The 25,094-nt window shown below is 70.9% G+C and carries 19 protein-coding genes; 6 read left to right on the top strand and 13 right to left on the bottom strand.

The genetic code is table 11. The features are described from left to right. Window positions 1-22 precede the first annotated feature (22 nt). Both rapZ and uvrC read right to left on the bottom strand, forming a co-directional pair. Window positions 23-901 carry an RNase adapter RapZ gene (gene rapZ, locus ABD333_RS12290; protein WP_344540583.1) on the bottom strand — a complete coding sequence of 293 codons (879 nt, stop codon included), beginning with the start codon at window positions 899-901 and terminating at the stop codon, window positions 23-25. Further along, the gene (gene uvrC, locus ABD333_RS12285) at window positions 898-2,973 is read right to left on the bottom strand and encodes an excinuclease ABC subunit UvrC (protein WP_344540582.1); all 2,076 of its coding nucleotides are present in this window, start codon (window positions 2,971-2,973) and stop codon (window positions 898-900) included. The genes rapZ and uvrC overlap by 4 nt, the downstream gene beginning before the upstream one ends. 211 nt (window positions 2,974-3,184) lie before the next feature. Here uvrC and ABD333_RS12280 point away from each other — a divergent pair, with 211 nt between their 5' ends. After that, window positions 3,185-4,240: a mechanosensitive ion channel family protein gene (locus ABD333_RS12280; protein WP_344540581.1), complete on the top strand. Its 1,056-nt coding sequence runs from the start codon at window positions 3,185-3,187 to the stop codon at window positions 4,238-4,240. A 29-nt stretch (window positions 4,241-4,269) separates the two neighbouring features. Here the strand turns inward: ABD333_RS12280 and ABD333_RS12275 are convergent, their stop codons facing one another. Both ABD333_RS12275 and ABD333_RS12270 read right to left on the bottom strand, forming a co-directional pair. After that, window positions 4,270-4,764 carry a Rieske (2Fe-2S) protein gene (locus ABD333_RS12275; RefSeq protein ID WP_344540580.1) on the bottom strand — a complete coding sequence of 165 codons (495 nt, stop codon included), beginning with the start codon at window positions 4,762-4,764 and terminating at the stop codon, window positions 4,270-4,272. A 252-nt stretch (window positions 4,765-5,016) separates the two neighbouring features. After that, entirely contained in the window at window positions 5,017-5,241 is a 225-nt protein-coding gene (locus ABD333_RS12270; RefSeq protein ID WP_344540579.1) for a hypothetical protein, read from the bottom strand. A 265-nt stretch (window positions 5,242-5,506) separates the two neighbouring features. On the opposite strand from ABD333_RS12270, the gene ABD333_RS12265 reads away from it, so the two are divergent. Beyond that, a complete protein-coding gene (locus ABD333_RS12265) occupies window positions 5,507-5,710 on the top strand; it encodes a cold-shock protein (protein WP_344540577.1) in 204 nt (67 codons plus the stop codon). A 318-nt stretch (window positions 5,711-6,028) separates the two neighbouring features. On the opposite strand, the gene uvrA is transcribed toward ABD333_RS12265, so the two are convergent. Continuing rightward, window positions 6,029-8,875 carry an excinuclease ABC subunit UvrA gene (gene uvrA / locus ABD333_RS12260; protein ID WP_344540575.1) on the bottom strand — a complete coding sequence of 949 codons (2,847 nt, stop codon included), beginning with the start codon at window positions 8,873-8,875 and terminating at the stop codon, window positions 6,029-6,031. A gap of 184 nt (window positions 8,876-9,059) precedes the next feature. Next, complete coding sequence (locus ABD333_RS12255; protein ID WP_344540574.1) at window positions 9,060-9,995, bottom strand: SMP-30/gluconolactonase/LRE family protein; 936 nt, start codon at window positions 9,993-9,995, stop codon at window positions 9,060-9,062. Between the two features lie 151 nt (window positions 9,996-10,146). Here ABD333_RS12255 and ABD333_RS12250 point away from each other — a divergent pair, with 151 nt between their 5' ends. Continuing rightward, the gene (locus ABD333_RS12250) at window positions 10,147-10,893 is read left to right on the top strand and encodes a maleylpyruvate isomerase family mycothiol-dependent enzyme (protein ID WP_344540573.1); all 747 of its coding nucleotides are present in this window, start codon (window positions 10,147-10,149) and stop codon (window positions 10,891-10,893) included. Here ABD333_RS12250 and ABD333_RS12245 read toward each other — a convergent pair. The 3 genes from ABD333_RS12245 to ABD333_RS12235 form a co-directional block, all read right to left on the bottom strand. Continuing rightward, on the bottom strand, window positions 10,888-11,595 hold the full coding sequence (locus ABD333_RS12245; RefSeq protein ID WP_344540572.1) for a Crp/Fnr family transcriptional regulator: 708 nt from the start codon (window positions 11,593-11,595) through the stop codon (window positions 10,888-10,890). The two genes, ABD333_RS12250 and ABD333_RS12245, sit on opposite strands and share 6 nt — an antisense overlap. A 122-nt stretch (window positions 11,596-11,717) precedes the next feature. Further along, a complete protein-coding gene (locus ABD333_RS12240) occupies window positions 11,718-15,524 on the bottom strand; it encodes a tetratricopeptide repeat protein (RefSeq protein WP_344540571.1) in 3,807 nt (1,268 codons plus the stop codon). Then, a complete protein-coding gene (locus tag ABD333_RS12235; protein WP_344540570.1) occupies window positions 15,521-16,012 on the bottom strand; it encodes a hypothetical protein in 492 nt (163 codons plus the stop codon). The genes ABD333_RS12240 and ABD333_RS12235 overlap by 4 nt, the downstream gene beginning before the upstream one ends. Before the next feature lie 169 nt (window positions 16,013-16,181). On the opposite strand from ABD333_RS12235, the gene ABD333_RS12230 reads away from it, so the two are divergent. Then, entirely contained in the window at window positions 16,182-16,838 is a 657-nt protein-coding gene (locus tag ABD333_RS12230; RefSeq protein ID WP_344540569.1) for an MBL fold metallo-hydrolase, read from the top strand. Window positions 16,839-16,845: 7 nt separating this feature from the next. Here ABD333_RS12230 and ABD333_RS12225 read toward each other — a convergent pair whose 3' ends face one another. The 3 genes from ABD333_RS12225 to ABD333_RS12215 form a co-directional block, all read right to left on the bottom strand. Beyond that, on the bottom strand, window positions 16,846-18,276 hold the full coding sequence (locus ABD333_RS12225) for an NAD(P)/FAD-dependent oxidoreductase (protein ID WP_344540568.1): 1,431 nt from the start codon (window positions 18,274-18,276) through the stop codon (window positions 16,846-16,848). Window positions 18,277-18,655: 379 nt separating this feature from the next. Next, a complete protein-coding gene (locus ABD333_RS12220) occupies window positions 18,656-21,244 on the bottom strand; it encodes a glycosyl hydrolase family 18 protein (protein WP_344540567.1) in 2,589 nt (862 codons plus the stop codon). Between the two features lie 246 nt (window positions 21,245-21,490). Next, window positions 21,491-22,111 carry a methyltransferase domain-containing protein gene (locus ABD333_RS12215; RefSeq protein ID WP_344540566.1) on the bottom strand — a complete coding sequence of 207 codons (621 nt, stop codon included), beginning with the start codon at window positions 22,109-22,111 and terminating at the stop codon, window positions 21,491-21,493. Window positions 22,112-22,256: 145 nt separating this feature from the next. Between ABD333_RS12215 and ABD333_RS12210 the strand changes: the two genes are divergently transcribed. Continuing rightward, a complete protein-coding gene (locus tag ABD333_RS12210; RefSeq protein WP_344540564.1) occupies window positions 22,257-23,066 on the top strand; it encodes an SAM-dependent methyltransferase in 810 nt (269 codons plus the stop codon). Window positions 23,067-23,174: 108 nt separating this feature from the next. Further along, on the top strand, window positions 23,175-23,996 hold the full coding sequence (locus ABD333_RS12205; protein WP_344540562.1) for a hypothetical protein: 822 nt from the start codon (window positions 23,175-23,177) through the stop codon (window positions 23,994-23,996). Window positions 23,997-24,048: 52 nt separating this feature from the next. Here the strand turns inward: ABD333_RS12205 and ABD333_RS12200 are convergent, their stop codons facing one another. Then, entirely contained in the window at window positions 24,049-25,086 is a 1,038-nt protein-coding gene (locus tag ABD333_RS12200) for a zinc-dependent alcohol dehydrogenase family protein (protein ID WP_344540560.1), read from the bottom strand. Between the last annotated feature and the right edge of the window lie 8 nt (window positions 25,087-25,094).

The following is a 25,094-nucleotide window of genomic DNA, read 5'->3' as shown; positions in this document are numbered from 1 at the left end:
GTACCGGACCTGATCGGAACGCTCACTCACGACCGAGGTCACGATGGGCCACCTGGACCTCGATGCCCTCGTCCCGCAGCCGGGTGGCGAGCTGTTCCGCCATGGCCACACTACGGTGTTTGCCGCCGGTGCATCCGACGGCGAGCGTGACGTAGTGCTTGCCCTCGCGCTCGTAGCCGTCGGTCAGCAGCCGCAGCACCTCGGTGTAGGCGTCGAGGAACTCCTTGGCGCCGCGCTGTGCCAGCACGTACTCGCGCACCGGGGCGTCCCGGCCGGTCTGGGGCCGAAGCTCGGGCACCCAGTGCGGGTTGGGCAGGAAGCGGCAGTCGACGACGAGGTCGGCGTCGACCGGCAGGCCGTACTTGTAGCCGAACGAGAGCACGGTGGCGCGCAGCCGGGACTCGCCGGTGTCGTTGCCGAAGAAGCTGACGATCTTGGCCCGCAGCTGGTGCACGTTGAGGTCGCTGGTGTCGAGCACCAGGTCGGCCTCGGCGCGCACCTCGCGGACGCGCTCGCGCTCGCGGCAGATGCCGTCGATGAGGGTGCCGTCGCCCTGCAGCGGATGGGGCCGCCGAACGCTCTCGAAACGCCGCACGAGGGCGGCGTCGGAGGCCTCCAGGAACACCACGCGCGGATGGACGCCGCGGGCCTCCAGCTCCTCGATCGAGGAGTGCAGGTCGGCGGTGAAGGCGCGGCTGCGCACGTCGACGACGACGGCGATGCGCGGCACCGCGTCCTTGACCCGGCCCCCCAGGTCGGCCATGGTCGCCAGCAGGCCGGGCGGGAGGTTGTCGACCACGAACCAGTCGAGGTCCTCCAGCGACTTGGCGGCCGTGCTGCGTCCCGCCCCGGACATGCCGGTGACGATGACGATGTCCGGGACCTGTGTCTCGGCGGTCATCTCGGTCTCCCCCTGTGCTCCCCGTCGTCGTTGCCCGCGCGTTCCTCGATCGCCGCGGTCGCGGACCCGCCCGGGACCGGCGCTCCCCCGAGCGCCGCGGCGATCTGCGCGGCACTGCGCAGCCCGATGCCCGGCACCTCGGCGATCTGCTCGGGTGTCGCTTCCTTCAACCGTTTGAGCGAGCCGAAATGTTTCAGCAGGGCCTTGCGGCGGGCCGGGCCGAGGCCGGGAACGTTGTCGAGCTCGCTCGCCGTCATCGTCTTGGAACGTTTCTGGCGGTGGAAATTGATCGCGAACCGGTGCGCCTCGTCCCGGACCCGCTGGACGAGGTACATGCTCTCGCTGTTGCGCGGCAGGATCACCGGATCGTCGTCGCCGGGCAGCCAGATCTCCTCCAGCCGCTTGGCGATGCCGCAGACGTCGATGTCGTCGATGCCGAGCTCGTCCAGCGCCCGCTGCGCCGCCGCCACCTGCGGCGGGCCGCCGTCGACGACCACCAGGTTGGGCGGGTAGGCGAACTTGCGGGGACGGCCGGTCTCGGGGTCGATCGGCTGGTGCGCCGCGGCGTCCAGAGAGCCGACCTCCGGGCCGTCCGCCGGTGCGGCCCCCAGGGCGCCCTCGATCTCGGCCTCCATGCCCGCCTCGGGATCGCCCAGGGTGTCGAGCTCGCCGGTCCGCTCGCTCTCGGCCAGGTAGCGCTTGAACCGGCGGGTGATCACTTCGTGGATGGAGCGGACGTCGTCCTGGCCCTCGACGCCCCTGATGGTGAACCGGCGGTATTCGCTCTTGCGGGCGAGCCCGTCCTCGAACACGACCATGGAGGCGACCACGTTGGTGCCCTGCAGGTTGGAGACGTCGTAGCACTCGATCCGCAGCGGCGCCTCGTCCAGGTCGAGGGCCTCCTGCAGCTCCTGCAGGGCCTTGCTCCGGGTCGTCAGATCGCTGGCGCGGCGCGTCTTGTGCTGCTTGAGCGCCTCCATCGCGTTGCGCTGGACGGTCTCCAGCAGCGCCTTCTTGTCACCGCGCTGGGGCACCCGCAGGCGCACCGGGCCGCCGCGCTGCTCGGTCAGCAGCTCGGTCATCGCCTCCTCGTCCGGTGGCAGCGCGGGCACCAGCACCTCGCGGGGCACCGAGTCGCTCTCGCTGTAGATCTGGATGAGGAAGTCCTCGACGAGGTCGGCGGTGGTGACGGCCTCGACCTTGTCGACGACCCAGCCGCGCTGGCCGCGGATGCGCCCGCCCCGGACGTAGAAGACCTGGACCGCCGCCTCCAGCTCGTCCTCGAAGAAGGCGATCATGTCGCAGTCGGTCGTGTCGCCGAGCACGACGGTCTGCTTTTCGAGCGCGCGTTCGAGGGCTCGGATGTCGTCGCGCAGCCGCGCGGCCCGCTCGTACTCCTGCGACGCGGCGGCCTCGCGCATGTCGCGTTCGAGCCGTTTGATGAAGCGGGTGGTGTTGCCCGCCATGAAGTCGCCGAAGTCTTCGGCGAGGAGGCGGTGCTCCTCAGGCGTCACCCGTCCCACGCAGGGCGCCGAGCACTTGTCGATGTAGCCGAGCAGGCACGGCCGGTCGAGCTGGTGCTGCCGCTTGAACACGCCGGGACGGCAGGTCCGCACCGGGAACACGCGCAGCAGCTGGTCGACCGTCTCCCTGATCGCCCACGCGTGGGAGTAGGGGCCGAAGTAGCGCACGCCCTTGCGCTTGGCGCCTCGCATCACCATCACCCTCGGGAATTCCTCGTCGAGGGTGACGGCCAGATACGGATAGGACTTGTCGTCGCGGTAACGGACGTTGAACCGGGGGTCGAACTCCTTGATCCAGGAGTATTCGAGCTGCAGCGCCTCGACCTCGGTGCCGACGACCGTCCAGTCCACGCGGGCGGCGGTCTGGACCATGGTCTGCGTGCGGGGGTGCAGCCCGGCGAAGTCGGCGAAGTAGGAGTTGAGCCGGGAGCGCAGGCTCTTGGCCTTGCCCACGTAGATGACCCGCCCGTGCTCGTCACGGAAGCGGTAGACCCCCGGCGAGTCCGGAATGGACCCCGGGGCGGGTCGGTAGGTCGCCGGATCTGCCACGTGAGAAAGCCTAGTGGGCGCCGCCGACAGAGTGCGTGCGCACGCCGCGCCGCCGGCACCGGGGCGGGGCGGCGGCCGAGTGATCCTGATCTCACCGGCCCGCCCGTGCCCTCGAGGGTGATCCAGATCTCGATTCGGAGCCGGGACGATCGGAAAGGGGGACCCGGATGGCATCCAGCCCGCGATCAAGATCAAGGGAGGTCGTCCGGACGTGTCCGCGTTCTGGTCCTGGATCATTCTGGCGATAGCGGTCACCACCTCGGTGATCGTGGTCGAGGGGGGCCGGCGCCTGCTCGCCGGGCGGCTGTCCGTGCGGTGGCCCGCGGTCGGGGCGGTGGCCCGCCGCTGCACCGCGCCCGCGTTCGCCACCGCGGCGGTGATCAGCGCGAACGCGGCCATGCCGTACCAGGTGCTCGACGGCGGCGCGCAGGGCGTGGTCCGGCACGGGATGCGCATCGCGGCGATCGGCGTCGCCACCTGGCTGCTGCTGCGGATCTCGTACGCGCTGACCGATCCGGCGCTGGACCGGCTGACCCGGATCGAGGGCGAGCGCAACCGCCGGGCGCGGCGGGCGCGGACGCAGATGACGCTGCTGCGCCGGATCGCGGCGGTCGTGGTCGTGATCCTCGCGGTCGGCGCGGCGTTGTTCACGTTCCCGGCGGTGCGGGCGCTGGGCGCCGGGGTGCTGGCCTCGGCGGGAGTCGCCGGGCTGGTGATCGGCATCGCGGCCAGGCCGACGCTGGGAAACCTCTTCGCCGGGCTGCAACTGGCCTTCAGCGACGCGCTCCGGCTCGACGACGTGGTGGTCGTCGAGGGCCAGTGGGGACGCGTCGAGGAGCTGACCCTGTCGTACGTCGTGGTGCACCTCTGGGACGACCGGCGGCTGATCCTGCCCGTGTCGTACTTCACCGAGCAGCCGTTCGAGAACTGGACCCGCCGCTCCAGCCGGGTGATGGGCACCGTGCTGGTCCACGTCGACTGGTCGGTGCCGGTGGAGGAGCTGCGCACCGAGGTCTACTCGTTCCTGCGCGAGAACCCGCTGTGGGACCGGCGCGAGTGGGTGCTGGAGGTCACCGACGTCCTGCCGAACGGCCTCGTGCAGGTCCGCGTGCTGGTGAGCGCGGCCGACTCCGCGAGCGCCTGGGATCTGCGCTGCGACGTGCGCGAGCACCTGGTGCGCTACATCCGCGAGAACCACCCGCAGGCGTTGCCGAGGTTCCGCACGGAGCTCCCCGAGCCCCTCCTGGCCCATGCCGATGGCCGTTAGAGGGGCCCGGGACCCGGGCCCGGCGGTCGTCAGGCGAGCTTGATCTGCCCGCCCGAGACCGTGACCTGCTTCTCCTCCAGCGGCCTGGTCGCGGGACCGCCCGCCACCGAACCGTCGGCGATCTTGAACTTGCTGCGGTGGCACGGGCAGTTGATCGTCCCGTCGGCGACCTCGTCGACCGGGCACTGCCGGTGCGTGCAGATCGCGCTGAACGCCTTGAACGTGCCCTGCGCCGGCTGGGTGACGACGACCTTCTGTTCCTTGAAGACCTTGCCGCCGCCGACCGGGATCTCGCTCGTCTGGGCCAGGGCCGCGCCGCCGCCCGCCGCCGGCGACTGCTGGCCGGCGGCGCCGTTGCCGCCGGAATCGCCGGAGTCATCGGATCCGCCGCACGCCGCGGCCACCCCCGCGACGCCGGCGAGGCCGACCCCGATGAGAACCCCGCGCCGCGTGTTGCCGCCGTCCGGTGCCTCGGTGGCCGGCCGCTCGTTCTCCTCCACCTGCGATGCGGGCTCCGTCACCATGAATTCCTACCTCCGTGTGCGGCGTTCGATTACTCCCCTATCACTAGGAGATACGTACGCATCACAGGGAAGGTTCAATCCTGAACAGGCGAACCGAGATCGAATTTGTTGGCCGCGCGCGCTGAGGAGCCGCCGCGGGGAAGCGCGGGCGGATCGCGGGGCCGCGAGGTAGGGTCGGCGAAGATGACAGGACGCATGGTCGGCGGGCCCGTGCCCCTTGGCGGGGCGCAGACCTGGTCAGGCCTCGGACGCCTACAGCTTGAAAAGCTTGGCGTAGGGCGCGACGATCCGCGCCTTCACCGTGCCGAAGTCGACGAGGACGGCCTGTCCCTCGACTTCGAGAACGCGTCCGAGACCGTGCTTGTCGTGGGTCACCTGGTCGCCCGGCTCGAACTCCTTGACCGGCGGCGCCGGGAGCGGAGGCTTGAAGGGGCTGGTCGGCAGGTGTCGCCGCTGCGCGGCTCGGGAGGGTTTCATCACATCTCAGTATGCGTCACGGAGGAAGGTTCCGGGGCATTTCCCCGGCACCTGACCTCGAATCTTTCGGGTCGCGGACGATCTGGCACGTCCAGGCCTGGAGGTGTGCTAGCGTAGTCCCGTTGCGGTTCCCATAAACATTGTTGTGTGCGCCTGACGGTTTCCTCAGGCGCTTTTTGTTTTTTCTGGATCTTCCGGATGGGCGGTCGCGGCGTTCTCGGGCCCACAAGGGGTGGGTCCGGGACCTATCCAGAAGGAGATGGCTATGGCCACCGGTACGGTCAAGTGGTTCAACTCGGAAAAGGGCTTCGGCTTCATCGCGCAGGACGGCGGAGGCCCGGACGTCTTCGCCCACTACTCGAACATCGCCGCGCAGGGTTTCCGTGAGCTCCAGGAAGGCCAGAAGGTGACGTTCGACGTCACCCAGGGCCAGAAGGGCCTCCAGGCGGAGAACATCCTTCCCGCCTGACCTGAACCACTGACGATGCCCGTGGCGGGCACGACCCCCCTGGGGCCGGTCCCGCCGCGGGCATCGTGCGTTCACGTCACAACTGGACCAGCGCGGAGGACTGGCCGGTGTCGGCTGGGCTCGCGGGGTCGTGCCGCCCTCCGGTCCACCGCATGCCGTCACCTGCCCGGCCAGTCCCGCAGGCCTCGCACCGGTGAAGACGCCCCGCGGGCCTGTCGCCTGTGACGGGGCAGCAGGCCCGCACCGGCGCGAGGAGTCGGCGGACGTGCCGCCGTACTCCTGTCACGGCCGGCGCGGGCGGCCGGTTCAGGCCGTGGGTCAGCCGTTCTGGTCGAGCATCTTGGCCAGGAACATGCCGGTGTGGCTGGCCTCGACCTTGGCGACGTCCTCGGGGGTGCCGGTGGCGACGACGGTGCCGCCGCGCGAGCCGCCCTCGGGACCCATGTCGATGATCCAGTCGGCGGTCTTGATGACGTCCAGGTTGTGCTCGATGACGATCACCGTGTTGCCCTTGTCGACCAGGCCGTTGAGCACGCCCAGGAGCTTGCGGATGTCCTCGAAGTGCAGGCCGGTGGTCGGCTCGTCCAGCACGTAGATCGTCCGGCCGGTCGAGCGCTTCTGCAGCTCGGCGGCCAGCTTGACGCGCTGCGCCTCGCCGCCGGAGAGGGTGGGCGCGGGCTGGCCCAGGCGGACGTAGCCGAGGCCGACGTCGCTCAGGGTCTTGAGGTGACGGTGGATCGCGGTGATCGGCTCGAAGAAGACCGTGGCCTCCTCGATCGGCATGTCGAGCACCTCGGAGATCGTCTTGCCCTTGTAGTGGACCTCCAGGGTCTCCCGGTTGTAGCGGGCGCCGTGGCAGACCTCACACGGGACGTAGACGTCCGGCAGGAAGTTCATCTCGATCTTGATGGTGCCGTCACCGGAGCAGTTCTCGCAGCGGCCGCCCTTGACGTTGAAGGAGAAGCGGCCCGGCTGGTAGCCGCGCACCTTGGCCTCGGTCGTCTGCGCGAACAGCTTGCGGATGTGGTCGAAGACGCCCGTGTAGGTGGCCGGGTTGGAACGGGGCGTGCGGCCGATCGGCGACTGGTCGACATGGACGACCTTGTCGAGCTGGTCGACGCCGTTGACCCGCTTGTGCTTGCCCGGGACGGTGCGGGCGCCGTTGAGCTGCTTGGCCAGCGAGTTGTAGAGGATGTCGTTGACCAGCGTCGACTTGCCCGAGCCCGAGACGCCGGTGACCGCGGTGAAGACCCCGAGCGGGAACGCCACGTCGACGTTCTGGAGGTTGTTCTGGGCGGCGCCCTTGACCGTGACCTCGCGGCCCTTGGTCCGGGGACGGCGGATCTGCGGGATCTCGATCCTGCGGCGGCCCGACAGATAGGCGCCGGTCAGCGACCTGTCGGAGGTGAGCAGCTCGTCGAGCGTGCCGGAGACGACGATCTCGCCGCCGTGCTCGCCCGCGCGGGGACCGATGTCGACGATCCAGTCGGCGGCCTGGATGGTGTCCTCGTCGTGCTCGACGACGATGAGCGTGTTGCCCATGTCACGGAGGCGGATGAGGGTCTCCAGGAGCCGGTGGTTGTCGCGCTGGTGCAGGCCGATGGACGGCTCGTCCAGCACGTACAGCACGCCGACCAGGCCCGAGCCGATCTGGGTGGCCAGCCGGATGCGCTGCGCCTCGCCGCCGGCGAGGGTGGCCGAGGCCCGGTCGAGGGTGAGGTAGTCGAGCCCGACGTCGAGCAGGAAGCCCAGGCGGGCGTTGACCTCCTTGAGGACCCGCTCGGCGATGTGCGTCTCGCGCTCGTCCAGCTCCATGGCCAGCAGGAACTTGGCGCACTCGCCGATGGGCATGGCCGCGACCTCGGCGATCGACTTGCCGCCCATGGTGACCGCGAGGATGACGGGCTTGAGCCGCGCGCCGTGGCAGGTCGGGCACGGGATCTCGCGCATGTAGCCCTCGAAGCGCTCGCGGGTCGCGTCGCTCTCGGACTCGGCGTGCCGCCGCTGGATGTAGGGGATCGCGCCCTCGTAGGCCGTGTAGTAGGAACGCGTCCGGCCGTAGCGGTTCTTATAGCGGACGTGCACCTGGGTCTCGTGGCCGTTGAGCACGGCCTTGCGCGCCTTGGCGGGGAGCTTTTCCCAGGGGGTGTTGAGGTCGAAGCCCATGGCGTCGCCGAGGGCCGACAGCAACCGCAGGAAGTAGTCGCTGACGTGCCCGTTGGACCAGGGCTGGATCGCGCCCTCACCGAGGGTCTTCTCCACGTCCGGGACGACCAGCTCGGGGTCGACCTCCATGCGGGTGCCGAGGCCCGTGCAGTCGGGGCAGGCGCCGTAGGGCGAGTTGAACGAGAACGAGCGCGGCTCCAGCTCGTCGAACGACAGGTCGTCGTACGGGCAGTAGAGGTGCTCGGAGAACATCCGGGTGCGGTGCTCGTCGTCTTCGGGCAGGTCGACGAAGTCGAGCACGATCGTGCCGCCGGCCAGCCCGAGCGCGGTCTCGACCGAGTCGGCGAGGCGCTGGCGGGCCGAGTCTTTGACCGCGAGACGGTCGACGACGACGGCGATGTCGTGCTTCTCCTGCTTCTTGAGCCGGGGCGGCTCGTCGAGCCGGATCATGGCGCCGTCGACCAGCGCGCGGGAGTAGCCCTTGGACTGTAGCTCGCGGAAGAGCTCCAGGTATTCGCCCTTGCGGCCGCGGATCACCGGTGCGAGCACCTGGAAACGGGTGCCCTCCTCCAGCTCCAGCACCCGGTCGACGATCTGCTGGGGCGCCTGGCGGCTGATCGGGCGGCCGCACTCGGGACAGTGCGGGTGGCCGATCCGCGCGTACAGCAGCCGCAGGTAGTCGTAGACCTCGGTGATCGTGCCGACGGTCGAACGCGGGTTCTTGCTGGTCGACTTCTGGTCGATGGACACCGCCGGGGACAGGCCCTCGATGAAGTCGACGTCGGGCTTGTCCATCTGCCCGAGGAACTGCCGGGCGTAGGCCGACAAGGACTCCACGTACCGGCGCTGGCCCTCGGCGAAGATCGTGTCGAACGCCAGACTCGACTTGCCGGACCCCGACAGCCCGGTGAACACGATCATGGAGTCCCGCGGGAGGTCCAGCGAGACGTCCTTCAGGTTGTGCTCGCGTGCTCCACGCACGATGAGTCGGTCATGCACAGCGTTCTTCCGGTTCCTCTTGGGCGCGGCGAATAGAGACTAGAGAGCGTCGGTCTCAGGCTAGCCAGGGGGTACGACAGAATCCCCCGTCCTGCGACAACAGCGGCGACCGCCTCCGCATTTCGAACCGTACACGTGTTCGAACGGCTCTCGCCACCGGAACGCGCCGGGCCCTCCGGGCGGCCTACCTGTGCGCTCTGACCCCGACCACGTTGTAGGTCGTGTCCGGCGTCGGCGGTGTGGTGAACCGGGCGTTCGGCAGGTAGAGACGGTCCTTGAACGACGCGACCGTGGTGGGCACGTCGAAACGAGTATCACCGATCCGCCGGACCACCCGTGCCGTTTCGCCGGACCGGTCGAGCCTGAGGACGGCGATGACGTTGAGGCGGTTCTGCACCACGTACAGCGTCCGTCCGTGCCGCAGCATTCCGTCGCCGTTGGGCAGCGACTCGCCGCCGAGGTCGACGGTCCGCGTCACGCCGGTGGCCGGGTCGACGCGGAAGAGCTTCCCGGCGTTGCTCTGGACGATCAGCAGGCCCTTCCCGTCCGGCGTCGAGACGATGCCGTTGGCGTTCGGGCCGGTCGGGTTGAAGACGAGATCACCGCTCAGCGGCAGCCGTTCGACGCCCCTCGGCAGCCCGTCCCGCCCCAGCCGCATCTTGTACAGGGCGGGCTGCGGGGTCGCGGAGTCGGTGAACCAGGCCGTGTCCCGTGTCACATGGACGTCGTTGACGAACGTCGGCGTCCCGGCCGACAGCTGGTGGCTGGAGATGATCCGCCCGGTCCGCGCGTCCACGACCCGCGCCGTCCCGGTGGGCCCGCCCGCCGCGAAGATCCGGCCCCGCCGGTCGACCTTGATGCCCACGGTCGGCGTGCCGGGGCCCTGGCTGACGACCGCGCCCTTCCCGGTCCGCAGGTCGGCCCGGTAGATGTCCCCGTCCGCCAGCGACCCGACATAGGCGAACGGGCCCGCCCCGATCGCGATTCCCTCGGGCCGCCAGCCGTTCGGCAGCTGGATCTCGCTCACCAGGCCCCCGCCGTGCACGGAGGCCTCCGCTGGAGGCAGCACGACGACCCCGAGTATTCCTGCGGACACGACGACACCGGCACGGCGAAGCATGGGATCACTCCTCTCCGGAGATCGAGTCTCGCACCGCCGCGGACATCCATGAACCCCTGGACCGTGGCCGAACCGCGCCACCCGGACCGGCGTTCGGCCGTCGGCCCGGCACCGGGCAGGATGGAGGCCCTGGCGACGAGAGGAGCGCGTCATGCGGGAGTGGGGAAAGGTCCTGGAGGAGATCGACTCGGGGACCGAACGGGTCGTGGCCACGTTGTCCGGGCTGTCGGACGAGGAGCTCGCCGCCCCCTCCGCGCTGCCCGGATGGACGCGCGCGCACGTGGCCACGCACATCGCGCGCAACGCCGACTCGCTCTGGAACCTGCTCGAATGGGCGCGGACGGGCGTGGAGGTCCCGCAGTACCCGAGCTTCGCGGCGCGGGAGGCCGATCTGGAGGCGGGCGCCGGACGGTGCCGGTCAGCGCTGGTCGCCGACGTCCGGGCGACGGCGGGGCGGTTCGCCGAGCAGGCCCGCACCCTGCCCGCCTCGGCGTGGGACGCCGAGGTACGGGCGCTGGCCGGGTACGCGCACCCCGCCTGGTACACGGTGTACCGCCGCTGGAACGAGGTCGAGGCGCATCACGTCGATCTCGCGGCGGGGTACGGTCCGGCGGACTGGCCCGAGCCGTACGTGCGGTGGGCGCTGCCCGCGACGCTCGCGGATCTGGCCGCCCTCCCGGCGGAGCTGCAGGGCGAGGTCGCCGGATTCCGGCTCGTCGCCACCGACACCGGCGAGTCGGCCGAGCTGGGCGACGCGGCGGGGTCGGTCATCTCCGGCTCCGGCCGCGCGCTGCTGGGCTGGCTCAGCGGCCGTTCCGACGGTTCCGGCCTGGTGCTGCGGCCCGACGGCGCGCTGCCCGTACCTCCCCCGTGGCCGCACGAGCCCAGCGGCCTATGAGCGCGGGTCACCGCCCGGGGCCGGGTCCGCGTCGTCGCCGGCCAGGCGGCGCAGGACCTCCGGCGACCGCGCGGTGATCGTGTTGCGGGTGACGGAGAGGCCGCCGCGGACCCGCTCCCCGGCGAGGATCTGGGCGACCTTCCGGCGGCCCATGCCCGCCCACCGGCCGAGGTCCTGCTGGCAGATCGGCAGGCGGACGAGGAGCGAGCCGTCCTCGTCCTCGGAGGGGACCCCGAAGCGTGCGAAGAGGCGGAGCAGCCGGGTCCCGAGGCGCCGTTCGGCGTCGTCCGGGAAGTGCGAGATCCGCAGCTCGTTGGCGTCGCGGAGCCGTTCGGCGAGGACGCCCGCGACCGCCCACACCCACTCGGGGTCGGCGTTCAGCACCGTCCGGAACCGGTCGGCGGGCAGCACCAGCGCCTGGACCGGGGTCAGCGCCTCCACGCTGGCCTCGCGCACGCCGCCGTCCACGGCCTCCAGTTCCCCGACCAGGTCACCCGGGCCGAGCACGTCGAGGATGACCCGCTCCCCGGCCCGGTCGACCCAGACCTCCACCGCTCCCGACCGCAGCACGTACACCTGGGACGACCGGTTGTGCTGGCGCGTCAGGAACGCGCCCTGCCTGATGAGGACCGAGGTGCCGGCCTCCTCCAGCGCCCTGCGCCCCGGGTCGGGCAGCGCGGCCCAGAACGTGCTGATGTCCATCGGCGCCCTCCCTCTTCCAGTGAACGCGGCAGAGCGACGACGATCTGCGTACGACGACACACGTGCGGCCGGCCGTCGGTATCACCGCGGCCCGCGCCCGCGTGGTCACTGGACCTTGAAGATCATTCTGCCTCGGGAACCTCCTCGCCGCCCTCGGAGTCCAGCCACAGGTCGATGGCGCGCATCCGGCGGACGCAGTCGGCGGCGGCGGTCTCGTCGCCGAGCGCCACGTACGACTCGCGCAGCTTTTCGAGCGCGGTCCGCTGGCCGCTGTGGTCGCCCACCTCGCGGCGGATGACGATCTCGGCGGCGAAGTGCCCGGCCGCCTCCGGATGGTGGCCCTGGCGCTGGCAGGCGCGGCCCATCGTGTGCATGGAGTACGCCTGCTCCCGGGCGTCGCCGAGCCTGGTGGCCAGGTCGAGCGCCTCCTTGCCGGTGGCGAGCGCCTCGTCGGTCCGGTCGAGGTCGAGGTAGATCGCCGCCAGGTGGACCAGCGCGGTGCCCTCGCTGTGCTGGTCGCCGACCTCACCGAGGACGCGCAGCGCCTCCAGCTCGGTCCGCAGCGCCTCGTCGAGGCGGCCGCTGCGGCGCAGAACGAGGGCGTAGGTGTCCAGGCCGGTGCCGAGCCCGTACCGGTCGCCGATGTCGCGGCGGATCTCCAGGGCCTGCGTGGCGGCCCGTTCGGCCTCCTCGTGCAGGCCCAGGCACAGATAGGTGCGGGCGACGCTGCCGAGCGTGCCCGCCAGGCCGTCCTGGGCGCCCAGCCGGTGCCACAGGTCCAGCGCCTCCAGGCCGAGCACGAACGCCTCCTGGTAGCGGTTGAGGCGCCGCATCACCATCGACAGGTGCTCCAGGTCATGGGCCTCGCCGTGCAGGTCACCGATCTCGCGCCGGATCTCCAGCGCGCGGGCGAGCTGTTCGCGGGCCTCGCGGTAGCGGCCGAGGCGCCAGTGCACGATGCCGACCTGCGCGAGGGCTTCCGCCTCGCCGTGCCGGTCTCCTATCTCCCGGTGCAGGCGCAGCGCCTCGCCGCAATAGGTGAACGCCTCGGCGAAGCGGGCGGCGTCGCACGTCAGCCGTGCCAGCGTGGTGAGGGCGCGGGCCTCGCCTTGGCGGGCTCCGAGGGCCCGATAACTCTCCAGTGCCTTCTCGGCGTCCTGCTGTGCCAGCTCGCGCAGGCCGAGCGAGGCGTACACGCGCGCCAGCTCGGTGAGGGCCTGCGCCTCACCGTGCCGGTCGGCGAGCTCCTGCCGGATGAAGAGGGCCTCAAGGGCGTGGGAGACCGCCGCGTCGATGGAGCCGCGCCGCCGGTGCACCCGTGCGAGGGTGAGCAACGTCTCGGCCACTCCTGTCATGTCTCCGATCCGGCGGCGTATCTCCAGCGCCTTGCCCGCGTTCTCCAGGCATGCCCCGTAGTCGGCGAGGAGGAGGAAGCTCCTGGCGAGCGTCTCGTGTCCTCTTGCGACGCCACTGCTGTCGTTGAGGGACTCGTGGATGGCCAGTGACTGCCGCGCCCGTTCGATCGCCGTCATGTAGCGGCCGAGCGCACAGTGCACGTCGGCGAGGGTGGCCAGCGCCAGCGCCTCCCCCCGGCGGTCGGGCGGATCGGCGGAACGGAATCCGCGCTTGGCGTCCTCGCAGTATCCGATGGCCTGGACGGGCCGGCCGAGGTCGGAGTGGGCGACGGCGAGGTTGTGCAGCATGACGGCCGCGGCGGCCCAGTCCTCCTCCGTCCGTGCGGCGCGCAGCCCCGCGTCGTGAACGGTGATGTTGTCCTCGCTGTAGCGCCGGAACTCCTGGAAGTCGAACAGCGAGTCGGCCAGCTCCCAGCACGTACGGTGCAGTCCGTGCTGGGCCGCGAGATGCACGGCGGCGACCAGGTTGCGCCGTTCGGCCTCGAACCACGCGAGGCTCCGCGCCCGGGCGGCCGGGTCCGGCGGCGACGCCGGCTCCTCCGCGCCCTCGAGCACAGGACGGCCGCCTCGTCCCAGCGCCTGCCCCGCCTCGCGCGCCTCCGCGAGATATCCGCCCAGCAGCCGCCGTTGCGCCGCGAGCCGGTCGTTGTCGTCGTCCTCGCTGAGACCGCGTTCACGGGCGAAGTCGCGCAGCAGGTCGTGCATGCGGAACCTGCCGGACGCCACGTCCTGCACGAGGTAGGCCTGGCACAACCCGTCGAGCAGCTCACGTGCCTCCGCGACCGGACGGTCCAGCAGCGCGGCCAGCGCGGTCGGCGTGAAGTCGGGGCCGGGGACGAGTCCCAGCCTGCGGAACGCCTCCCGCTGGTCGCGGCGCAGCGCCCGGTAGGCGACGTCGAACGTCGGGCTCAGCACACCGTGCAGGCCGCCGGTCGCCGGCATGCCGCCGCCGGCGAGCCCGGGCCCGTACGGCGCCGGTTCCGGGCCGTCGCGGTCGGCCAGCTCCCGGACGGCGTCGGCGATCGACTCCTCGGGATTCTCGGCGAGCCGGCCCGCCATGATGCCGAGGGCGAGCGGCAGGAAGCCGCACTCCCCCGCGAGCCGTACCGCCGCCTTCTCCTCGTCGCGGACGCGCCGGTCGCCCGGGCCGAGGACGGCGGCCAAGAGCGCGACCGCCTCCCGCGGCATCATCTCCCGCAACTCCAGCGTCCGGACGTCGGCGCCGTCGAGCAGGTCCGGCAGCTGCCGGCGGCTGGTCACCACGGCCAGCCCGGGCCCCATGGCGCCCAGCAGCGGCCGGACCTGCTCGGCCCCCGCCGCGTTGTCCAGGACGAGGAGCACCCGCCGGTCGGCCAGCACCGACCTGCACTGCGCGTGCATCCCGCTCTCGGTCCGGGGCAGCTGGTCGCCGGGCACTCCCATGCCGCGCAGTACCTGCCCCATCGCCTCGCCCGCGGTGACGGGAGAACGGGTCGTCCCCCGCAGGTCGACGAAGATCACACCGTCCGGGAAACGCACGGCGACCCGGTGCGCCCAGTGCAGCGCGAGCGTGGTCTTCCCCACCCCCGCCATGCCCTGGACGATCACTGCCCGCGGCATCTCGGCCTGGGACACCAGCAGATCGAGCTTGTCCAGACTGACCTCACGGCCGGCGAAGTACGGGTTGTCGGGTGGGAGCCTCAGGACGGGCGGGCCGCCTTCCGGCGACTCGAGCCGTACGGACGAACGGGTGGCGATCCTGATGCTCATCGCCTCCTCCACCGGCGCGACGGGCACCGGTTCCGCCGTCCGCGTCTCCGCGGGCCACTCGTCTCCCCAGGGGCTGGCCGCCCGCCGCAGCGCCTCCGGGGCGAGCACGGTGAGCGGGCGGCTGCGGGTGTCGAGGATGCCCTTGGAACGCCAGACCCGGAACCAGCGCACCAGGGTCTCGCGGGAGATGCCCGCCCAGTTGGCCAGATCGGCCTGGCTGAGACGCAGCGGGATCTGGACGCCGTGCGCGGTCCGCACGCCGAACCGATGCGCCAGCTCCAGCAGGTGGTACGCCAGACGCTGCGGATGTTCGGCCGCCCGTACCGCATGGCGGCGCCCGCCGTAGGCGTCGGCCTCCGCGATGGTGTGCATCATCGCGTCGGCTACCTGTGGATTGGCCGCGAGCAGGCTGGCGAACTGCCGCCGGTCGATGCGCAGCACGGCGATCTGGTCGAGCGCGGCCACCGTCCCGCGCTGCGGATGCCCCCAGGGCGCCAGCGCGCCGACCAGGTCCCCGGGACCGAAGAGATCGATGATGGACTCGTCGCCCTCGCTGGAGTCGACGAACTCCTTGGCCACCGCGTTGGACACGGTCCGCGCGTTCGCCTTGAACATCACGAAGACGCCGGGCGCCACCACACCCTGGTGGCACACCATCCCGCCCTTCGGGATCTCCGAGCGCCGGCCCATCGCGCGCAGCGCCTGCCGGTCGGTGGCCGCGAGCCGATCCCAGAAGCTGCCCGGCCTGACATCGTCGTCGATCACAACGCCACCATCGCCATCGTCCAGACGATGAACGCCACGGCCGTCACCATCCCCCACACCACCGCGCGCCAGGACAGCTCCGAACAGCGGTGCGCCGCCGCCAGCAGCCGCCGCAGCTCCCCGTCGCGCACCCGGACGTCCAGTGCCGCGTCCAGCGCGAACGGCCGCCACGGCACGGCCGGGTCGAGCGGCGACCCCGTGTTGCCCCGGGCGGTGCTGAGCGCCGCCACCAGCGTCATCCGCGACCGCACCACGAAGCCGGCCGATACGGTGTAGGCGACCGCCAGCACGCCCAGCAGCACCAGCTGAACGACGCCGGGCCTGACCGCGGCGAGCTGCGCGGCCACTCCCGCGAGCACGAGCGCCAGCAGCACCGCCGCGATGAGCCCGTCCTGTCCGCACAGCCGGACCAGCGCACAGGCCTGCCGCAGCAGTTCGTCAGGGGCGTCGTCCCCACGCGGAGGGCCGACCGGGGAAGTCCTCGTCACCACCGCGTCACCGTCCTCTCGACCTGACCTTCCACGAACGATCGTCCGTCAAGAATCCGTCAGGAACCATCCGGTACGGCACGCTTGCGCTGAGTCTGGTGACTCAATTCCGTGGTCCCCTCCACCGGATGGGGGAGGATGGGTGGGCGCGCACCACCGAGGAGGACACATGAGCTACACCGGCTATGTCGAGGTCGGAGGGAAGCCCGATGTCCGGGAGCTGCCCGGCCTCACGATCACCAAGGTCGCCGTCGGCCCGTACGACAACAACGCCTACCTGCTCCGCTGCGCCGCGACCGGCGACCAGCTCCTGATCGACGCCGCCAACGAGCCCGCCCGCCTCCTTGAACTGATCGGCGACGGCCCGCTCAGCCGCGTCGTCACCACCCACCGCCACCAGGACCACTGGATGGCGCTGAGCGACGTCGTCCAGGCGACCGGCGCCCCGGTCGTCGCCCACCCCTTCGACGCCGAGCCCCTCCCCGAACCCGTCACCGAACCCGTCGACAACGGCGACACGGTCCAGGTCGGCGAGGCCGTCCTAGAGGTCGTGCACCTGCGCGGCCACACCCCCGGCTCGATCGCCCTGCTGTACGACGCCGGGGGCGAACGCCCCCACCTCTTCACCGGCGACAGCCTCTTCCCGGGCGGCGTGGGCAACACCTGGGGCGACCCGACCCGCTTCAAGCAGCTCCTGAGCGACGTCGAGGAGCGGGTCTTCGACCGCCTTCCCGACAGCACGTGGTTCTATCCGGGCCACGGCAAGGACAGCACCCTGGGCCGCGAACGCCCCTCCCTCCCCGAATGGCACAACCGGGGCTGGTGAGTCGAAGTCACGTCCTCGCGGCGCGGGCGAGCCCCAGGACCGGGTCGGTGGTGACGTAGACGCCGTCCAGTTCGGCGGCGAGCCGGCTCGGGTCGGACGGGTCGGCCCACAGGTCCCGCAGCGGCCGCATGTCGACGCCGAGGGTGCCTGACACGCGGTGCTCTCCGGCGGTCCGCTGCGCCTGGTCGGCTTCGACGATCAGCGCGTCGGTCATGATCCGTGTGCTCGCGTCGGCGACTTCCCGCAGGTCGGTGGTGCCCGCGGTGATCTCCATGAACGAGTGGATCGGCGGCCGGTCGTCGTGCTCGGTCAGGTGCAGCCGCTGCGCCTGCCAGAAGTAGGAGTCCTTGCCGTCGTAGCGCTGGTACAGATGCGAGACAAGGGTGATGAGCCGCGCGTAGGCCCGCCGGTAGGCGTACTCGAAGAAGGCCAGCGCCTCCTGTTCCGACAGCCCGCCGTTCAGCGCCGAGTTGATCGCCGCCGCGCCGGTGAGCGCGCTGTAGAGCGCGAGGTGCACCCCGGTGGACAGCAGCGGGTCCAGGAAGCACGCGGCGTCGCCGATCGCGATGTAGCCCGGACCGCTGAACGAGTCGGCCACGTAGGAGTAGTCCTGCTCGGCGCGGACGTCGCCGACCCGGCGGGCGTTCCGCAGCATCGGCCCGAGCGTTTCGCAGGATTGGACCTGATGCAGGTAGTACTCCTCCAGCGAGGCGAACCTGGGACGCTCCTCGGCGAAGATGTCCTTGTGGGTGACGTGTCCGAGGCTCAGCTGGCCTCCCGCGAGCGGGATCGCCCAGAACCAGCCGCCGTCCGTCGAGATCGAGTTGACCGAGCCCTCCGGCGATCCCGGCAGGAGCTCGGCACCCGTCCAGTACGCCCAGGCGGCGACGTTCTGGAAGACGTCGTGCCGCCGCCGGTTGGCGAAGTGCCCCTTGGTCAGGACGCCGGTCCGGCCTGAGGCGTCCACCAGGAAGTCGAACTCGGCGACGCGAACGTCCTCCGGGTCGTCGCGGTGCGCCCATTCGGCGGCGACGGCCCGCCCGCCCGCGAAGATGATCTTCTTGACGGTGGCGCCCTCGACGATCTTCGCGCCCTGGTCGGCCGCGTTGCGCAGCAGCTCGTGGTCGAACTCCGCCCGATGGACCTGCCAGGAGTGCGCGTCCGGGTGCACCATCGCCGGCCAGTCGATGACCCACTCGTCGGTGCCCCACCGGAAGACGCTGCCCCGCTTGACCTGGAAGCCGTGCCGGGACACACGTTCGTAGGCGCCGGACACGTGAAGCACCGGCACGCAGGACAGCAACAGGGACTCCCCGATGTGGTAGCGGGGAAAGACGGAGCGTTCCAGGAGGAGCACGTCGTGGCCGGCGCGGGCGAGCAGTGCCGCGGCCGTGCTCCCGGCGGGCCCGCCGCCGATGACGAGGATTCGCTCAGGCATGGGGGTGACCTTTCTTCGAGGAGATCAGCGGTACGCCCATGCCGTTGACGTCGTCGGCAGTGGCCCGGGAAATGCACACACTCCATTCCGTAATTGACTGCGCACACGCCCAGTCCACGCCCAGAGATCGGTTCCGGCAATCAAGGGAACACGCTAGATCGACACTTCACACTGCGATACCTATTGAAATGGTTATAAACATGTCACTCAAGCAATCTTCCCCGACTCCGCCGTTTCGGCTGAATATTCAGGCCGTCCATCGCCGTTTTTCCGCACTTATGCCCGCGTCCTCGCCCGCCACTGGTGCGAAGCGTGAACGCGAAAGCGGGCCCGGCCCTCCGTACGGTTCGCACGGAGGACCGGGCCCGCCCGGGCACGGTCAGCGAGTGGCGGTCACTCTCGTTCCGAGGCCGTCGTGCAGCGCCCTGGTGAGGACGCCGGGGTCGCCCGACATCTCCCAGATCATGGCGCCGAGCAGGTTCTTGCTCTTCAGCCAGGCGGTCTTCTTCCCGATCGACCAGGCGTCGTCGAACGTCCACCACTGACCGCCGTCACCGGTGAAGCAGGACGTCGCGATGGCCTGTTCGTCATGGCTGATGGTGCAGTTCGGCACGCTCGATATCAGGTTGCTGTAGCCGCGCGTTCCGGCCTCCTCCTGGAACTGTCCCGGAGCGGCGCCCTTGGCTGCCTGCCATTCGCCGCGCTTGCCGCCGTCGGTCACGCCCTGCCAGCCACGGCCGTAGTACGCCAGCCCGATGGTGATCTTGCGTGGGCTGACCCCGGCCTTGAGATAGACGTCCACCGCGTTCTCGACACTGAAGTGGAACGGGTAGGGATCGTCGGTGTCGGTGTGGAGGTTGCCCTGGTGGCCGGTGCGGTTGGGCTCCCAGGAGTTGTCGCTGCCGGCGCCGTGGAAGTCGTACCCCTGCACGTTGAAGATGTCCATGTGCTTGTTGATCTGCGGCAGGTCCCAGCCGGCCTCGATCTTGGCGGGGTCGGCGGGGGTGAACGCCGTCAGCTGATAGCGCTTGCCGGTCTGCGCGCCGAGCTCGTCGAGCTGGCGGCGGAACTCGGCGACCAGGAGGGTGTTGTTGGCCTTGTCGTTGGGGCTGACGTGGTTGCCCGCGTGCCCCTCGGCGCCCGGCCACTCCCAGTCGAGATCGATGCCGTCGAAGATCCCCGCACCGGTGCCGGGGCCGCCCGCGCCGTTGTACACCGGCAGGTTGCCCTTGATGTAGATGTCGAGGCAGGACGACACGAACTTCTTGCGGGCGGCGTCGGTGGCGGCGACGTCGGAGAAGTACTTGGAGTACGTCCAGCCGCCGAGCGAGATCAGCACCTTCAGATGGGGGTGCTTGGCCTTGAGCTTCTTCAGCTGGTTGAAGTTGCCGCGCAGCTTCTCCCAGCCGGTGTCGGCGACGCCGTCCACGGACTGGGCCGCGCTGAACGGCCTGCCGTAGTCGGCCTCGGCGTCCCCGGCGCCGTCTCCCTGGTTGGGGTCCTGCGGGTTGGGCGTGGTGCCCTTGGTGACGCCCTGCAGGCAGGTCAGGTTGACGGGGTCGATGTTGCCGAACGCGTAGTTGATGTGCGTCAGCTTGGCGGCGTTGCCGGTCGTGTCGAGGTTGCGCACGAAGTACTGGCGGCCGTAGATGCCCCACTGCACGAAGTAGCCGACGCGGGCATGCCCGGCCTCGATGTCGCCGGTGGTCACCTTCAGCGCGGTGCTCGCCGCCGAGACGTTGTCGTACAGGTCGCGGGCCCTGACGGTGAACGTGTAGGCGGTGGACGGCGACAGGCCCGTGACCGTCGCCGTCGTGCCGGTGACCGTCGTCGCCACGGCGCCGTCGGCCAGCACGTCGTAGTTGGCGACGCCCTTGTTGTCGGTGGAGGCGTTCCAGGCGAGCGTCACGGTCGACGACGTCTTCGCGGTGCTGCGCAGGTCACCGGGGACGCTGGGCGGCGTCGAGTCGTCCGCCGGGTTGTTCGTCCGCACCTTCAGCGGAGCGCTGGCGGCCGAGAGCGCTCCCTTGCGGTCCTTGGCCTTCACCGTGAACGTGTACTCGGTGTCGGGCGTGAGCCCGGTGACGACGGCGCTCGTGCCGGTCACCGACGCGGCGTGCGCCGAGCCGTTGTAGATCTCGTACCCGGTGATGGGCAGGCTCCCGGGCGCCGCCGCGTCCCAGGCGAGCGACGCGGTCTTGGTGGTCTTGACCGGCGAGCGCAGGTTGCCGGGAGCGCCCGGTGGCCGGTCGGCCGTCCCGTCGCAGTTGACGTCGTTGATCCGGCAGTTCACCGGCTCGGCCCCGGACGTGCTGACGCTGAAGGTGGGGCTGTAGGGCTCGGTGGTCGAGTTCGCCCTGACCGTGGAGTTGTAGTGCGCCGGGGTCAGCGTGACCGTACGGCCGTTCTGGCTGAGTGACCCGTTGTCGGCGGCGCTCGCGGTCACCCCGGCGGGGAGGTCGAACACGATCGTCCAGCCGTTCAGCGCGGTCGCGGTGTTGTTGGCCACGACGAACTTCGCACGGGTGCCGCTGACGGAGTAGCCGGCGGTGACCCCGGCGGACGGCGCCGGCGGATCGCCGGTGCCGTCGCAGTTCGCGCCGTTGACCAGGCAGGTGGTCGGCTGCGCGGCGGAGCTGAGGGCGAACGTCGGGCTGTAGGGCTCGGTGTCCCGGCCCGCCTGGATGGTGTTGATGTAGTGGGCCGGGGTGAGCGTCACCCGCGTGCCGTTCTGGCTGAGCGCGGCGTTCTGGGGGTTGCTCGCGGTCACTCCGGAGGGCAGCTCGAAGGCGATGGACCATCCTGTGGCGGCGGCGGTGCCGGGATTCTTGACCACGAACTTGCCGGTGGTGCCGGACAGGCTGAACGTGGCGATCAGCCGGTCGGCGGCGCGGGCGGCGGTGCCGGGGGCCGCGAGCGCGGCGGCGGCGAGCAGGAGGGCGAGGAGGATACTGACCGATCGGCGCATGGGGAGCCCTGTTCCGGGGTGAGGGGATCGGTGGCGGGGAGAGCGCGGCGGACGAGCGCCAGCAACAAACAGAAAGGTTTCCTTTTAGTTTGAGCAGCGCTAACCCGCAGGTCAATGGCCTGCCATACCCTCACGACCACGGCCCGCCGCAGGTGGAACGCCGGACCACGCCGACCGAACAGGCATATCGACAGTGATTGCTCGCACGCCCGGTGCCCTTTGGGCAAACCTGACCGTTCTTGCTGGTCAGCCCACCTCTGGCCACGGCGGCGCAGCCGCCGCCTCACCGGCCGTCCGCCGGGCCAGCACCCGGTAGGTGTTGGACCGCGGCCCGCGCTTGATCAGCGGAGCCAGCAGCTGGTCCGCCGAGGCCGCCGCGAACATGGCGGGACCCGCGGCCAGATAGACGCCCGTGCGCAGTGCGCGTCTCAGCCGGGCGTGCCGCTCCGTCCGCCACGGCTTGGCGGGATCGGGAACGACCCGGTGCGCGAGCATCATCACGATCATGAGGAGGTCCACCGGCTGGTGCGCCCGCCCGCGTTCGACGGCGACGGTCTCCAGGCCGCGGTCCGCCAGCGCGGCGACGAGGTTGCCGACCGGGACGAAGTGCAGGTGCTGCGGCTGGAACCACGCGTGCCACCAGCGCCCGGCGAGCCTGCCGATGATCCACTCCGGATCGGGGACCTCGACGAGCAGGTGCCCGCCCGGCGGCAGCACCCGCTCACCCGGCTGAGTAGCCGAAGCCGACCACCATCCCGTCGCGCCGAAGACGTGCGGAGCCTGAGAGCGGTGGCCGTTCGGGAAGGTTCTGGCTACCTCACGAGCCGGAGGAACGGCCGCCGCGTTCTCCGGTCGGGCGTTCGCCACCGCTGAGCACCGATGGAACGTTTGTGGGCATATCTCGTGACTTGCGAGATGCGCGAAAAGGAATCGTCGCGCTGTCGCGCTGACCGGAACGTGAGCAGATGCCACCGGGGTTAGGTTGGCGGAAAGGTATCTGTGGAGGTGGCTCGTGACCGGGGCTTCGGAGTTTCGGCCGGCGGCGGAGATCGACACGACCGTGTCGCATTCCGCGCGCATCTGGGATTACTGGCTGGGCGGGAAAGAGAACTATCCGGTCGACCGCGAGCTCGGCGATCAAATCGAGAAGGTCCTGCCCGACATCGTCACGCAGGCCCGCGCCGACCGGGCGTTCCTGAGCAGGGCCGTGCGCTTCCTGGGAGAGGCGGGCATCCGCCAGTACCTCGACATCGGGACGGGGTTGCCGACCGTCGACAACACCCACACCGTGGCCCAGCGGGTGGCGCCCGAGTCACGGATCGTCTACGTCGACAACGACCCGCTGGTCCTCACCCACGCCCGGGCCCTGCTCACCAGCACCCCGGAGGGAGCGACGGACTACCTCGACGCGGACATGCACGATCCCGACACGATCCTGGAGGGGGCGGCGGCGACCCTCGACTTCGGCCGGCCGGTCGCGATCACGATGCTGGGCGTGCTGTGGCACGTCATGGACGACGCGGAGGCGCAGTCCATCGTCGACCGGCTGCTCGACGAGGTTCCGGCGGGCAGCTACCTGGCCATCGCGCACCCCACGATCGAGGTCACCGGGGAGAGGATGGCCGAGGCCATCAGGCAGTGGAACCGGTTCGGCAAGCCGCCGGGCAAGCATCGCGGCCCGGCCGAGCTGGCGCGGTTCTTCGACCGGCTGGAGCTGGTCGAGCCCGGCATCGTCTCCTGCACGCTGTGGCGGCCCGAGGCCACACCGTTCGGCGAGCCCGAACCGATCGACCAGTTCTGCGGGGTGGGCAGGAAACCCTGACGGACGTGGGAAGCGACGCCGTCCTGCGCGAGATCGTCCGTGGCCTGTGAGTACGGACCTACGTCGTCATTCGCCACAGACGCCCACCGCTTCACATAGCATCCTTGCGTGGTGAGGAGATATCCGGCACACCCGGTGCGGGACGCGTTCGCGGCGAGGCTGCGTCGCTTCTACGCCGACTGCGGACGCCCCCGGTACAAGCTGATCATCGAGCTGGCGCCGCGCCTGCCCGGCCTCTACCCGGATCTGGAGAACGTGACGACGACGTTCTCCAAGAGCGCCCTCAGCGAGAACCTGCACGGCCGCCGCGAGACCATGCCGGATCCGGCGTGGCTCGCGTGCTTCGTCCTGTGCTGCCAGCGGCTCGGCTTCGAATCCGGCCACCTGGCGAAGGACCCGGGCCGCGCCAGCCTGCTCGACTGGCAGCGGCGCCTGAGCGAGGCCGAGGACGAGGCGCGGCGGCTCGGCCTGCCCGTCCGCCCCGGTCCGCACGCCCTGCCGGCCACGGCGACGCTGTACGTGCCGCCCGACGATGACCACGGACTCACCGGCCCGATCCGGGTGAGTGAGGCCGCCTACGAACACACGATCACGTTCGGGCCCTACGGACGGATCCTCCTGCTCCAGGCGTCGGCCCGCGACCCGCACGCGGTCTACCAGGTCGCGGTCCTGCTGGCGGCCGACCCCGCCCGCGCCCAGGACGCCCTGTCCCTGCTGACCGACGCCGCCGCGACCGGCCACCCTGAGGCCCTCGCGCTCCTGCAGGCCAGCCCGCGCCACCTCGACCGCTCCCTCGCCGCCCGCCACGCCCACCAACTGGCCAAACTCGCCAACAACGCGGGCTTCGTCGACGCCTCCCTCGCCTTCTACGAATGCGTGGCGCGCTTCACCATCGCCCAGGACGCGATCGCAGACACCCCGCACTCCTGACCCCACCCGCGCGAGCGGTCGGCGGCATGTGCAAGGGCGTTGACGCCCGGCGTCAGGCGCTGGGGACGATCATCGTGACGCCGGGGGTGTTCATCGCGGCCAGGGCGGCGGGGGCCTCGTCCAGTCCGATGGTGCGGCTCACCAGGAGATCGGGGCGCAGGGTGCCCGCCCGCACCATCTCCATCATCGGCCCGTAGGCGTGGGCGGCCATCCCGTGGCTGCCGAGGATCTCCAGTTCCTGGGCGATGACCAGCTCCATGGGGAGTTCGGCGCGCCCGGCGGCCGGGGGCAGCAGGCCCACCTGGACGTGCCGGCCGCGGCGGCGCAGCCCGGCGATCGACGCGCGGGCGGTCGCCGGGCTGCCCAGGGCGTCCAGCGACACCTGCACGCCGCCGCGGGTGAGGTCGTGGATCGCCGCCGGGACGTCCGTCTCCTCCGAGGCGTCGAGGGTCACGGCGGCGCCGAGGCGGGCGGCCATCGTCAGCGCGGCCGCCGCGATGTCCACCGCGATGACCCGGGCGCCCAGTGCCGCCGCGATCATGACCGCCGACAGGCCGACGCCGCCACAGCCGTGCACGGCGACCCACTCCCCCGGCGTGACGCGGCCCTGGGCGACGACCGCGCGGAACGCGGTGGCGAACCGGCACCCCAGGCCCGCCGCCGTCGTGAACTCCATCTCGTCCGGCATCCCGACGAGGTTGACGTCGGCGTTCTCGATCACCACGTAGTCCGCGAACGAGCCCCAGTGCGTGAAACCCGGCTGCGTCTGGTTCTCGCAGACCTGCTGGTCACCGCGCAGGCACGACCGGCAGCGCCCGCACGCGCACACGAACGGGACGGTCACCCGGGCACCGGGTTTCCATCCGGCGACGCCCGGTCCCAGCTCGGCCACGGTCCCGGCAAGCTCGTGGCCCGGTACGTGCGGGAAGATCTGGATGTCCGCGTCGTGCCCCTGCCACCCGTGCCAGTCGCTGCGGCACAGACCGGTCGCCTCGACACGGATCACCACTCCGCCGGCCGGAGCGACCGGGTCGGGCGCCTGGCGAACTTCGAGAGGCGCACCGAACGCCTCGTACATCACGGCCTGCATCGGCCCTC

It is taken from the genome of Actinomadura fulvescens (genome assembly GCF_039533225.1).
GTDB classification, from domain to species: domain Bacteria; phylum Actinomycetota; class Actinomycetes; order Streptosporangiales; family Streptosporangiaceae; genus Spirillospora; species Spirillospora fulvescens.
This window is presented reverse-complemented; position numbering and strand designations above follow the sequence as displayed.